Raw genomic sequence first — 13,045 nt, 5'->3', positions numbered from 1 at the left:
ACCGCGCTGTCACGCCGCCCCGATCCGCTCCGCTTCCGCCTGCGGCAGCAGCGCGTCGCTGTCGTCCTTCAGCCCGACGCCGGTCAGCCCGAGCCTGCGCGCATGCGTCATCAGGTAATGCAGCTTGTGCGCGGCGGCCGCGTGCGGCAGCCCTTCGGGCCGCACGTTCGAGATGCAGTTGCGCAGCGCGTCGTGGCAGCCGACCTTCGGCGCCCACGTCAGGTACACGCCGAGGCTGTCCGGCGAGCTGAGCCCCGGCCGTTCGCCGATCAGCATCGCAACCACCTTCGCGCGCAGCAGCTCGCCGATCTCGTCGCCGAGCGCGACGCGCGCCTGCTTCGCGACCACCACCGGGCCGATCCGCCAACCGTCCGCGTCGAGCCTTGGGCGCACCGCCTGCAGCAGCGGCAGCGCCTGCTTCGCGGCCGCGAACGCCGACAGCCCGTCGCCGACCACGAACACGACGTCGGGCGCCTCGTCGAGCGCCGCGCCGTAACCGGCCAGCAGCCCGCGGCTGTCATCGGAAAGCTTGCGGCCGAGATCGGGCCGGCGCAGATAGTGGTCGCGGTCCGGCGCGGCGCTCTGCACGCCGAGCGTCGGCAGCAGGCCGGCCGCCTCGATTTCGCGCCGCAGCGCATCGGCGTCGAGCGGCTGGTGCACGGCGTCGCGCGCCTGCGCGTGCGACAGGTTGAAGGCCAGCAGCGGCGCGGTCGGCAGGCTGTTGCCCGCGCGGCCGAGCGCGATCCGCGCGTTCGTGAACGACTTCAGCTGGCCCCACGGATTTTTTTCGACGGCATCGCTCATGCTGACAACCCCATCCAGTCGTTCGCGCCGGCCAGAAGCGGCACGCGAGCCGACGCGGCACGCAGCGCGCCGTGCGCATCGGCGATCTCCATCGTCTCCAGCCACTCCTCGAACTCCGGCGCGCGGCGCAGGCCGAGCACCTCGCGCACGTAGAGCTGGTCGTGGAACGACGTGCTCTGATAGTTCAGCATCACGTCGTCCGCGCCCGGAATCCCCATGATGAAGTTGATGCCGGCCGCACCGAGCAGCGTCAGCAAGGTATCCATGTCGTCCTGGTCGGCTTCCGCGTGGTTCGTGTAGCAGATGTCGCAGCCCATCGGCACGCCGAGCAGCTTGCCGCAGAAGTGATCCTCGAGCCCCGCGCGGATGATCTGCTTGCCGTCGTACAGGTATTCGGGCCCGATGAAGCCGACCACCGTGTTCACGAGGAACGGCTCGAACTTGCGCGCTACCGCATACGCGCGCACTTCGCAGGTCTGCTGGTCGACGCCGTGATGCGCGTTCGCCGACAACGCACTGCCCTGGCCCGTCTCGAAGTACATGAGATTGTTGCCGACGGTGCCGCGCTTCAGCGACAACGCGGCCTCGCGCGCCTCGCCGAGCAGCGCGAGCGAGATCCCGAAGCTCGCGTTCGCTTTCTCGGTACCCGCGATCGACTGGAACACGAGATCGACCGGCGCGCCCTTCTCGATCGCCGCGATCGTGTTGGTCACGTGCGTGAGCACGCACGACTGCGTCGGCACGCCGTAGCGTTCGCGGAACCCGTCGATCATCGCGAGCAGCTTCACGATCGCCGCGAGGCTGTCGGTCGCCGGGTTGATGCCGATCATCGCGTCGCCGCAGCCGTACATCAGCCCGTCGAGCATCGACGCGGCGATCCCCTTCACGTCGTCGGTCGGGTGGTTCGGCTGCAGCCGCACCGACATCCGGCCGGCGAGCCCGACCGTGTTGCGAAAGCGCGTGACCACGCGGCGCTTGCGCGCGGCCGCGATCAGGTCCTGGTTGCGCATCAGCTTCGACACGGCCGCGACCATCTCCGGCGTGAGGCCCGGCGCGATCCGTTCGAGCGCCGCACCGTCGGCCGCGGGCGACAGCAGCCAGTTGCGGAAGTCGCCGACGGTGAGATGCGAGATTTCCGCGAACGCGGCAGCGTCGTGATCGTCGACGATCAGGCGCGTGACCTCGTCGTCTTCATACGGGATCACCGCTTCGTTCAGGAACGCCTTCAGCGGCACGCCCGCGAGCGCGATCTTCGCGGCGACGCGCTCCTCCTCGCTTGCCGCCGCGACGCCGGCGAGCTGGTCGCCGGAACGCAGCGGGCTCGCCTTCGCGAGCAGCGTCTTCAGGTCCGCGAAGCGGTACGTGCGCGGACCGATCGTCTCCGTATAGGACATCGTGCGAGTCTCCTTCCTTGCCAAAAGCCGACGGCGCGCCCGTTCGACGGGGCGCGCCGGATGCCGTCAGGAACGGCCGTTTACCTTCGCCATGCTCACTCCTCCAGCAGCGCGTCGCCGGGCGCGCTCGCGCGCTGCGAACGGGTCGCGAGGAAGTACGCGTAGCCCACCGCGAGGAAGCCGACGAACACCAGCGCGACCAGCCCGTTGAAGTACACCATCGTAGCGAGACAGACGAGCGCCGCAAGAATCGCGAATGCCGGGAAGATCGGGTACAGCGGTGCGCGGAACGGCCGCGCCATGTTCGGCTGCGAGCGGCGCAGCTTGAACAGCGACGCCATGCTCACGATATACATCACGATCGCGCCGAACACCGACATCGTCACGATGTTCGCGGTCAGCGTCTGCCCGCCGAACTGGATCAGCTCGTCGCTGTAGATCGCCGCGATGCCGACCACGCCGCCCGCGAGAATCGCGCGATGCGGGGTCTTGAAGCGCGGATGCACCTTCCCGAGCCACTCCGGCAGGTAGCCTTCGCGGGCCAGCGCGAAGATCTGGCGCGAATAGCCGAGGATGATCCCGTGGAACGATGCGACCAGACCGAACAGCCCCAGCCACACGAGCATGTGCATCCAGCCGCTGTTCGCGCCGACGATGTACTTCATCGCCTGCGGCAGCGGGTCGTTGATGTTCGCGAGCTTGGTCCAGTCGCCCGCGCCGCCGGCGAACACCATCACGCCGATCGCGAGCGCGACGAGGGTCAGGATCCCGGCCACGTAGGCGATCGGAATCGAGCGCTTCGGGTTCTTCGCTTCCTCGGCGGCCATCGCGACGCCCTCGATCGCGAGGAAGAACCAGATCGCGAACGGGATCGCCGCGAACATCCCGTGGAAGGCGCCGACGCTGAAATGATCGGCGCCCGACCAGCCGCCCTTCATGAAGTTGCTCCACGCGAAGCCCGGCGACACGACGCCCATGAACACCAGCAGCTCGAAGATCGCGAGCAGCGTGACGACGAGCTCGAACGTCGCGGCAATCTGCACGCCGACGATATTCAGCGCCATGAACACGAGATACGCGCCCATCGCCGCGTGTTTCGGTTCGAGCCCCGGAAACTGCACGTGCAGGTATGCGCCGATCGCGAGCGCGATCGCGGGCGGCGCGAATACGAACTCGACGAGCGTCGCCGCACCGGCGAGATAACCGCCGGTCGGGCCGAATGCGCGGCGCGCATACGCGAACGGGCCGCCCGCGTGCGGGATCGACGTCGTCAGCTCGGTGAAGCTGAAAATGAAGGTCGTGTACATCGCCGCGACGAACAGCGCGGTGACGACGAAACCCAGCGTACCGGCGCTCGCCCAGCCGTAGCTCCAGCCGAAGTATTCGCCGGAAATCACGAGGCCGACCGCGATGCCCCACAGTTGCCAGGTCCCGAGCGTCTGCTGCAGCGCGGGCTGGCCGGACGACTTGGCGCCGGCGGCGGGCCGGCCATTCGACTCTGCTTTCATCGGACTTTCTCCTCAAATGCGCCGGGCCTGACGGCCTGCGCGACTGAGAATCGATGCTAGAGAGTCATTAAACGACGTGTTATCGAAATTCGGCAAAGATCGCGGCTGACATTTCGCTTGCGGAAACGCCAACCGCGGTCGTCGCGCGTGCCATCCGGCCGCACGAGGCGGCCGGGTCCCCCACGCTTACTGGCCGCCGCTGCGCTGGTTGAACCAGCGGTCAAGCAGCTTGCCGGCCGCTTCGCGGCCGCCGAGGCCGAACGACAGCGCGACGGCCACCGCGATCGCGCCGAGCACGAGGCCGAACGCGAGCTGGACGATCTCGTTCGCGATGCCCATCGCACGCAGCCCCATCGCGAACACGAGGCCGAGGATCGCGAATTGCGCGATGCGCGCGAACAGCACGCTGTGCTCGCGATCGGCCTGCTCGATCACGCGGCGCGCGAGGCCCGCGAGCCACACGCCGATCACGAGGATCACGCCGCCCATCAGCACATGGCCGCCGAATTCGATGAACAGCGTGACGACGTCGCGCACCTGCGAGAAGCCGAGCCGGTTCGCGGCTTCGACCGACGCGAACAGCATCGCGAAGAACACGATCAGCCGCGCGACCAGCACCGACGGCTGCAGGATCCCCGAGAACACGCGCTCGACGCCGAGCACGGCCGGCAGCCCGTCGACGCCGGCGGCTTCCAGCAGCTTCTGCGCGAGCGACGCGACGAAGCGCGCGAAGTAGAACGTGACGAGCACGATCACGATCGCCGCGACGATGTCCGGCACCGCGCCGAGGAACTGGTTCAGCATGTTGGTCGCGGGGCCCGAGATCGCGTCGATCTTCAGCGCATCGAGCGCGGAGATCAGCGTCGGCACGAACACGAACACGTAGACGATCGTGCCGATCAGGCTCGACACGCGCACCGGCGTCGGGCTGTCGAGACGCTGCGTGAGGCGGTCGGCGCCGGCGGCGACGAGCAGGTTCGTCACGAGGCCGCGCAGCACGCGCGCGACGACCCAGCCGACGAAGCCGATCACCGCGGCCGCGAACAGGTTCGGCACGATCGCGAGCAGCTTGTCGACCATCCCCTGCACCGGCGACAGCAGGCCCGACAGCGCGAACGACGCGAGGATCGCCGGCAGGAACATCAGGATCACGAGCCAGAACAGCACGTCGCCGAGATAGCCGCTCATCGGCTGCATGCCCGCACCTTCGGACAGCTTGTCGTCGATCTTGCTGGCCCTCAACGCGCGGTTCGCGAGGCTGCGCAGCAGCGACGCGATCAGCCACGCGATCAGCGTCAGCGCCGCGCCGCCGATCAGGTTCGGCAGGTAGTTGACGATATGCGTGACGAGCAGCGAGAACGGATTGGAAACCGCGTACAGGTTGAGCACGTTGAAGATGCCCACCGCGGTGACGAGCAGCACGAGCCAGAACAGGCCGCCGGCGATGATCCGCTCGACGTACGCGCCCTGGCCGGTGCTTTCGTTGATCCGCTGATCGACCTTCAGCGCGCTGAGCAAGCGCAGCGCGCCGGCCCGCGCCACCACCGCGATCAGCCAGCCGATCACCAGGATGCCGATCGCGCCGGCGATCTTCGGCAGATATCCGCCTAGCGTGGTCTGCAGCGACGTGATGAAGCTGGAAGCATCCATTTCTTGTTCTCCCGAAAACGTGGCGTTGCGATTGAACATCGACGAACTACCTGCGTACTTCGAATGGCGCGCGTTGCCGCTTGAGCAACTTACCCGAGAAAAATGACGCCTTCACCCGATTTCACCGTCTTTAACTTTAGTCATAGATCGCAGGGGGACAAGACCCCATTTCGGCAAATAAAAAGGGGCGGATTTGTCGACCGCTACGCATTTCCGCAAGATTTATCCATTCGGGCCGTGCTACCGTGCCTTCGGTTCTTGCCCGGACACGCCGATGACAGTCGAAACGAAAACCGAAAAGCCCGCATGGGTCCGCTATGCGGCCAGCGTGGCGCGCGTCCACGAATACATCCGCGCGCACCTCGACGGCCCGCTCGACCTGAACCGGCTCGCCGAGGTCGCGTGCCTGTCGCCGTATCACTGGCAGCGCGTCTACCGCGCGCTGTACGGCGAGTCGATCGTGCTGACGGTGCGGCGGATGCGGATCGTGCGTGCGTCCGAGGATCTCGTCTGCACGGCGCGGCCGCTCGACGAGATCGCGCGGCGCGCGGGCTACGGTTCGACGCACGCGTTTGCCCGGGCGTTTCGCGACGCATACGGCGTACTGCCCGCGCAGCACCGGCGCACGGGCGTTCACCGGCCCATCTATCCGCTACAGAGAGGAGAGGAAGACATGTTCAAGCATGAAGTCGAGATCCGGCGCCTGCCGGAACTGCGCGGCTACGCGGTGGCGCACACGGGCGCGTACCTGAAGGTCGGCGACGCGTTCGCGCGGATCGGCGCGTGGGTCGGGCAACACGGGCTGATCGGCCCGGGTGCGAAGATGATCGGCATTTTCTACGACGATCCGGACACGACGCCGGAACCGCAGTTGCGCGCGAAGGCCTGTTTCATGCCGGCCGACGGTGCGCCGGACGTCAAGCCCGTGCCGCCCGTCGAACGCGCGACGGTAGCGGGCGGCGAATACGCGGTGCTGCTGCATACGGGGCCGTATGCGGACCTGAAGACGGCCTACCAGTGGCTCTACGGCGACTGGCTGCGTCACTCGGGCCGCGAAGCCGCCGACGCACCGCCGTTCGAGCTGTACCTCAATACGCCGATGGATGCGGCGCCGGCCGACCTGCGCACCGAGATTTACCTGCCGCTGCGCTGATCGAAGGGCCGGGACGCTTGGGCGAGCCGGCGCGCTGTTCCAGGGCGACGCCAGTTCCAGAGGCCATGCCGTCGGCGACGATTCTGACGCGGGCAACCAGGCCGGCGATTGCACGTTAGCCGGCCTGTGTCCCGCAGCCCGGGCAGAAGCGCGCGTCGGCGGCCAGCGCCGCGTGGCAGCGGCTGCAAGCCCTGCCGCGTTGCGCCGTACCGCACTGCGCGCAGAAGCGCGCATCCGCCGCGTTGAGCGCGCCGCAGCCCGCGCAGGCGAGCTGGCTCAGCGGCGCGTTGCCGCCCTGGCCGCCTTGACCATCGGTCGGTGCCTGCCAGCCCCAGCCGTGACGATCGCGGCCACGCGCATCGTGGCCGCCGTGCCCGTCCCGGCGCTGCCCGCCGTGATGCCCGCCACCGCTGTTGCCGTGCCCACCGCCGTGCCCGCTGCCGTGCCCACCCAGGATCCGTTTCAGAAAACTCATCGCACGCTCCTCAACGCGTGGCCTGCGCGCCGCCGAACGCCCCGGAGGACGACAGCAGCCGCAAGCCGTTGGCGACGACGATCAGGCTCGCGCCCGCGTCCGCGAATACCGCCATCCACATCGTGCCGAGCCCCGCGACCGTGAGGCCGAGGAACACGATCTTCACGCCGAGCGCGAAGCCGATGTTCTGCACCAGTACGCGGTGCGTCGCGCGCGACAGCCGCACGAACGCGGGAATCTTGCGCAGGTCGTCGTCCATCAGCGCGACGTCGGCCGTCTCGATCGCCGTGTCGGTGCCCATCGCGCCCATCGCGAAACCGATGTCGGCGCGCGCGAGCGCCGGCGCGTCGTTGATCCCGTCGCCGACCATCCCGACCGCGCCCGCGCCGCCGGCCGACAGTTCCCCGACCGCCGCGAGCTTGTCCTCGGGCAACTGGTTGCCGCGCGCGTCGTCGATGCCGGCCTGCTGCGCGATGGCTTGCGCGGTGTGCGGGTTGTCGCCCGTCAGCATCGCGGTGCGGATGCCGAGCGCATGCAGGTCGGCGATCGCGTCGCGGCTCGTGTCCTTGATCGTGTCGGCTACCGCGAAGATGCCGAGCACGCGCGTGTCGTCGACCAGCACCACGACGCTCTTGCCCTGCCGCTCGAGCGCATCGAGCTTCGTTTCGAGGGCCGGCGAGCAGCGCTCGAGTTCCTCGACGAGCCGGTGGTTGCCGAGCCAGTAGCGCGCGCCGTCGATCGTGCCGCGCACGCCGCGCCCGACCAGTGCTTCGAAGTCCTGCACATCGGCGAACGCCGCCGTTCCGGCGTCGCGCGCCGCGGCCGCGATCGCCTGCGACACCGGGTGATCCGAGCGCGCGGCGAGGCTCGCGCCGAGGTGCCGGATACGCTCGGCATCGACGTCGGTCGCATGCGCGTCGAAGTCGGTCTGCACCGGCTTGCCGTGCGTGATCGTGCCAGTCTTGTCGAGCGCGAGCCACGCGAGCTTGCGTCCTTCTTCCAGATAGACGCCGCCCTTCACGAGAATCCCGCGCCGCGCCGCGGCCGCGAGCCCCGACACGATCGTCACCGGCGTCGAGATCACCAGTGCGCATGGGCATGCGATCACGAGCAGCACCAGCGCGCGGTAGATCCAGTCGTGCCACGCGCCGCCCATCACGAGCGGCGGCACCACCGCGACCAGCAGCGCGACTGCGAACACGATCGGCGTGTAGACGCGCGCGAACTGGTCGACGAAGCGCTGCGTCGGCGCCTTCGCGCCCTGCGCCTCCTCGACCGCGTGGATGATCCGCGCGAGCGTCGAGTTGGCGGCGACGGCCGTCACACGGTATTCGAACGAACCCGCTTCGTTGATCGTGCCTGCGTACACGGCATCGCCGGCCGTCTTTTCGACAGGCAGGCTCTCGCCGGTGATCGGCGCCTGGTTGACCGTCGAGCGGCCGGCAACGACTTCGCCGTCGAGCCCGATCCGCTCGCCCGGCTTCACGCGCACGACCGCGCCGAGCGCGACCTGCGCGGCCTCGATGGTGCGCCACGACCCGTCGGCATCCTGCACGGTCGCGGTGTCCGGCGCGAGCTGCATCAGGCCCTGGATCGCATTGCGCGCGCGGTCGAGCGACTTCGCCTCGATCAGCTCGGCGATCGTGAACAGCACCATCACCATCGCGGCTTCCGGCCACTGGCCGATCGCCATCGCGCCCGTCACCGCGATGCTCATCAGCGCGTTGATGTTCAGGTTGCCGTTGCGAATCGCGATCCAGCCCTTCTTGTACGTAGTGAGCCCGCACGCGAGCACCGCCGCGAGCGCGAGCGCCGCCGACAGCCACACGGGCAGGCCGGCCCAGGTCGCCCCCTCGGACGCGATCGCGGCAACGCCCGCCAGCGCCAGCGGCCACCAAGGCTTCGCGGGCGCGTCGGCGACGCGCGCCGCCGGCGCGCCGGCCGCTGCGGCCTCGGGCGTCATCCCGAGCGTGCGGATCGCACTTTCGATCGCCGGCTGGGCGCCCGGCACGTGCTCGACGGTCAGCATCCGCTGCATCAGGTTGAATTCGAGCGCCGACACCTCGCTCATCCCGCCGAGCTTCTTGCGGATCAGCGTCTCCTCGGTCGGGCAGTCCATCTGCATGATCCGGAACGCGGAGCGCACGTGGCCCGATGCGGTCGCCTGCGCGACCGGCAGCGGTGCGAGCGTCAACGCGGCGGGGGCGCAGCAGTCGCCGGCCGCGTGGTCGTGGTCGTGGTCGTGGTCGTGGTCGTGGTCGTGGTCGTGGTCGTGGTCGTGACCGGCGTGATCGTGCGCGGCGTGGCCGTGCGAGCACGCGGCACCGTGTACATATGCGCCGCCGTGCGCATGATCGTGATCGTGGTCGTGGCCTGCATCGTCATGACCGGCATGGTCGTGCGAGCACTCGGCACCGTGCAGATGCGCGTCGCCGCGTGCAGGGTCGTGATCATGGTCATGGCCGCGCGATGCGGCGTCGCCGTGCGCGTGCTCGCCGGCCGCCGGCGCCGCGTTGGCAACGGTCGCCGCGTGCGTGTCGCGCGCGTCGGCGCAGCACGTGTCGGCGCCGCCGGCATGGCGGTGTCGTGGGTCGTGGGTACGCTGGGCGTCGGTCATGACAACCTCCTTTATGGCTTGACGGTGTAGAGTTAACACCCTGAAGCCACTACAAGGTCAACCCTTACACGGGAGAAAGGCATGAAGATTGGCGAACTGGCCAAAGCGGCCCGCTGCACGCCCGAGACGATCCGTTTCTACGAGAAAGAGGGGCTGATGCCGGACGCGGAGCGCACCGACGCGAACTACCGCAACTACACCGACGTGCACGTGGAACGGCTGCGCTTCATCCGCAACTGCCGCGCGCTCGACATGGCGCACGACGAGATTCGCGCACTGCTGCGGCTCACCGACACGCCTGCCGACCGCTGCGATTCGATCAATTCGCTGCTCGACGACCACATCGGACACGTCGACGCGCGCCTCGCGGAACTCACGCATCTGCGCGACCAGCTCACCGAATTGCGCCGCCAGTGTGTCGGCGAGCATTCGGTCGAGGATTGCGGAATCGTGCACGGTCTCGCGACGATGGAAACCGTCGCGCCGGCCGCGAAGCGCTCGCACCTCGGCTGAAACCCTTGTGAAATAAGATGGTCTGATTGAGAATAGTTATATTCTTACTAGATACCGCATAACTATTCATGTCAACGAGCCGCCCGTCCCCGCTCGCACTGGCCGTCCTCGCGACGCTCACCGAAACGCCGATGCATCCGTACGGGATGCTGCAGCAACTGAAGGCCCGCGGATACGACGAAGTCGTCAACGTGCGGCAGCGCACGAGCCTCTATCAGACGATCGACCGGCTGCTGCGCGACGGGCTGATCGCCGTGCACGACACCGAGCGCGACGGCGCCTTTCCCGAGCGCACGCTGTATGCGCTGACCGAGGCCGGGCACACGGCGGGCCAGGCGTGGCTGCATGCACTGCTCGCAGAGCCCGCGCGCGAATATCCGGTGTTCGGTGCCGGCCTCGCGTTCCTGCCGCTGCTCGATGCCGAAGATGCACGACACCAGCTCGAACTCCGGATTACCCGGCTCGACGCCGAGCGCGAGCGTCTGGAAGCGCTGCGCAACGCCGCGCAGGCCGACCAGGTGCCGCGCCTGTTCCTGCTGCAGAACGAACACGCGCTCGTGCTGCTCAATGCGGAGCTCGACTGGGCGCGCAGCGTCGTCGAACACCTGAAGATCGGCGCGCTGCGCTGGGTGGACGGCTGACAAGTAACGAAGGCTGACTCCCGCCAGCAACGGGAATCGCCTCGGTCAAAGCACCTTGCCGGGATTCAGGATGCCGCGCGGGTCCAGCGCAGCCTTCAGGCACCGCATCAGCCCGATTTCAGCGTCGCTGCGCGTGTGCGCGAGATAAGGACGTTTGAGCACCCCGATCCCGTGCTCGGCCGACACCGAGCCACCCATGTCCCGCACCACCGCGTACACGCAGTGATCGAGCGCGTCGGCGTCCGCGTCGGTCATCCCGGCCAGCGACACGCCGATATGCACGTTGCCGTCGCCGACATGGCCGAAGAACAGGCACGTGAGCGCCGGCCAGCGCGAGCGCAGCGCCGCCTCGCAGCGCTCGGCGAACGCGCCGAGCTCGCCCGTCGGCAAACTCACGTCGAAGTTGACGAGTTGCGGCAGCGCATCGATCGCGAGGCCTTCGCGCAGCGTCCACAGGTCGCGCGCCTGCCGCTCCGACGTCGCGAGCACCGCATCGTCCACGAGCCCTGCATCGATCCCCGCCGCGAGGCCGGTTTCCAGCGCGTGATGCGCATCGCCGCCCGGCGCGCTCGTCGCGCACTCGATCAGCACCGCGAAACCGCCGTCACCTGCGAATGGCGCAGTGACGCCCGGCGTGTGGCGCGCGACGTAGTCATAGAACGCCGGCCACATCGCCTCGAAGCTGACGACCTCGGGCAGCGTGCGCACGCGGTTCCACAATCCGACCACCGCGTCGTAGTCGCGCACGCGGCAGAGTGCGGTGGCCGGCGCGGCGAGCAACGGATGCAGCCGCAGCACGGCGCGCGTGACGACGCCGAGCGTCCCCTCGCTGCCGATGAACAGCTGCTTCAGGTCGTAGCCCGCGTTGTTCTTCAACATCCGGTTCATCGACGACACGACCGTGCCGTCCGCGAGCACGGCCTCGAGCCCGAGCACCTGCTCGCGCATCATCCCGTAGCGGATCGCGCGCGTGCCGCCCGCATTGGTCGCGAGCATGCCGCCGATCTGGCACGAGCCGCGCGCACCGAGATCGACGCCGAACGTGAAGCCCGCCGCTTCCGCGGCTTCCTGCACCGTCTGCAGCGGCGTCCCGGCGCGCACGGTCATCGTGCCGGCCGCCGCGTCGAGCGCTTCGATACCCGTGAAGCGTTCCATCGACAACACCACCTCGCCGCCGAGCGCGACCGCGCCGCGTGCGAGCCCCGTCAACCCGCCTTGCGGCACGACCGGCTGGCCGAGCCGCGTGCACAGCGCGAGCGTGCGCGACACGTCGTCGACGCTGCGCGGGCGCACCAGCGCACGCGGTCGCACGCCGGCCGGCTCGTTGTACGCGGTGAAGTAGCGCGGATCGATGTCGGCCGCGCGCGTGACGAGCGCGTCGCCCAGTTCGGCGACGAGCACGGCATCGAGCGCATCGTCCGACAGCGGCGCGCCGCCCTGTTCGCCGCCCGCGGCGGCCGGGTTCGGGTTCTGCATCGCGCGCGGCCCCGCTTACTTCGTCGAGATGTCGATATCGCCGAAATACTTCAGGCCGAGCGACTTCACCGTGCCGTCCGCCTTCAGCTTGTCGATCGCCGCGTCGAGCTTCGCCTTCAGCGCGTCGTCGCCCTTGCGCAGGCCGAATGCGATGCCGCTGCCGAGGATCCGGTCGTCGTGCACGGGCTGGCCGACGAACGAGAAGCCCTTGCCGTCCGGGCGCGACAGGAAGCCGCGCTGGCCGGACGGCGCGAGCACCAGCGTCGCGTCGAGGCGGCCCGCCACGAGGTCCGCATACGCCTGGTTCTGGTCCTGGTACGCGACGACCGCGACGCCGGCCGGTTCCCAGTGCGCCTTCGCGAAGGTTTCCTGGATCGACGCCTGCAGCACGCCGACGCGCTTGCCCTTCAGCGATTCGGGCGTCGGCAGCAGGCCGCTGCCGGTGCGCGCGATCAGCTGGGTCGGCACGCGATAGATGATCGTCGTGAAGTCGATCGCCTGGCGCCGCTGCTCGGTCGCGTTCATCGCCGAGTTGATCGCGTCGAACTTGCGGCCCTTCAGCGCGGGAATCAGGCCGTCGAACGACGTCTCGACCCATTTGCACGACAGCTTCGCCGTCTGGCAGACGGCATTGCCGACGTCGATGTCGAAGCCCTGCAGGTCGCCGTTCGGCGCTTTCGATTCGAACGGCGGGTATTGCGCCTCGAGGCCGAAGCGCAGCGTCTGCGTATCGGCGAGCGCCGCGCCGGAGCCGATTGCGCACGCGAGTGCGAATGCGAGTTTCAGGGTTGCCGTGTGCTTCATCGTGATCTCC

At 68.7% G+C, this 13,045-nt stretch carries 11 protein-coding genes; 3 read left to right on the top strand and 8 right to left on the bottom strand.

Translation table 11 applies throughout. The features are described 5' to 3' along the window. Positions 1-9: 9 nt before the first annotated feature. From eutC to MRS60_RS00695, 4 genes are all read right to left on the bottom strand, one after another. Positions 10-804: an ethanolamine ammonia-lyase subunit EutC gene (gene eutC, locus MRS60_RS00710; protein WP_034183859.1), complete on the bottom strand. Its 795-nt coding sequence runs from the start codon at positions 802-804 to the stop codon at positions 10-12. Then, the gene (locus tag MRS60_RS00705) at positions 801-2,198 is read right to left on the bottom strand and encodes an ethanolamine ammonia-lyase subunit EutB (protein WP_034183858.1); all 1,398 of its coding nucleotides are present in this window, start codon (positions 2,196-2,198) and stop codon (positions 801-803) included. Before MRS60_RS00705 ends, eutC begins: the two co-directional genes overlap by 4 nt. A gap of 95 nt (positions 2,199-2,293) precedes the next feature. Continuing rightward, positions 2,294-3,706, bottom strand: a complete 1,413-nt coding sequence (gene eat / locus MRS60_RS00700) for an ethanolamine permease (RefSeq protein WP_034183857.1) — start codon at positions 3,704-3,706, stop codon at positions 2,294-2,296. A gap of 186 nt (positions 3,707-3,892) precedes the next feature. Then, the gene (locus tag MRS60_RS00695) at positions 3,893-5,356 is read right to left on the bottom strand and encodes a mechanosensitive ion channel (RefSeq protein WP_034183856.1); all 1,464 of its coding nucleotides are present in this window, start codon (positions 5,354-5,356) and stop codon (positions 3,893-3,895) included. Between the two features lie 274 nt (positions 5,357-5,630). Between MRS60_RS00695 and MRS60_RS00690 the strand changes: the two genes are divergently transcribed. Then, positions 5,631-6,509, top strand: a complete 879-nt coding sequence (locus tag MRS60_RS00690; RefSeq protein WP_243565075.1) for an AraC family transcriptional regulator — start codon at positions 5,631-5,633, stop codon at positions 6,507-6,509. A gap of 115 nt (positions 6,510-6,624) precedes the next feature. On the opposite strand, the gene MRS60_RS00685 is transcribed toward MRS60_RS00690, so the two are convergent. Further along, entirely contained in the window at positions 6,625-6,984 is a 360-nt protein-coding gene (locus MRS60_RS00685; protein ID WP_034183854.1) for a zinc ribbon domain-containing protein, read from the bottom strand. Between the two features lie 10 nt (positions 6,985-6,994). Continuing rightward, positions 6,995-9,601 carry a heavy metal translocating P-type ATPase gene (locus MRS60_RS00680; protein WP_243565074.1) on the bottom strand — a complete coding sequence of 869 codons (2,607 nt, stop codon included), beginning with the start codon at positions 9,599-9,601 and terminating at the stop codon, positions 6,995-6,997. 81 nt (positions 9,602-9,682) lie between these two features. Between MRS60_RS00680 and cadR the strand changes: the two genes are divergently transcribed. Further along, positions 9,683-10,114, top strand: coding sequence for a Cd(II)/Pb(II)-responsive transcriptional regulator (gene cadR / locus MRS60_RS00675; protein WP_034183852.1), 432 nt, complete (start codon positions 9,683-9,685; stop codon positions 10,112-10,114). 68 nt (positions 10,115-10,182) lie between these two features. Further along, positions 10,183-10,755, top strand: a complete 573-nt coding sequence (locus MRS60_RS00670; protein ID WP_034183851.1) for a PadR family transcriptional regulator — start codon at positions 10,183-10,185, stop codon at positions 10,753-10,755. 45 nt (positions 10,756-10,800) lie between these two features. Here the strand turns inward: MRS60_RS00670 and MRS60_RS00665 are convergent, their stop codons facing one another. Both MRS60_RS00665 and MRS60_RS00660 read right to left on the bottom strand, forming a co-directional pair. Next, entirely contained in the window at positions 10,801-12,231 is a 1,431-nt protein-coding gene (locus MRS60_RS00665) for an FAD-binding oxidoreductase (RefSeq protein WP_243565073.1), read from the bottom strand. Between the two features lie 15 nt (positions 12,232-12,246). Next, complete coding sequence (locus MRS60_RS00660; RefSeq protein ID WP_034183849.1) at positions 12,247-13,035, bottom strand: ABC transporter substrate-binding protein; 789 nt, start codon at positions 13,033-13,035, stop codon at positions 12,247-12,249. Between the last annotated feature and the right edge of the window lie 10 nt (positions 13,036-13,045).

Source organism: Burkholderia pyrrocinia, assembly GCF_022809715.1.
Lineage (GTDB): Bacteria > Pseudomonadota > Gammaproteobacteria > Burkholderiales > Burkholderiaceae > Burkholderia > Burkholderia pyrrocinia_C.
This window is presented reverse-complemented; position numbering and strand designations above follow the sequence as displayed.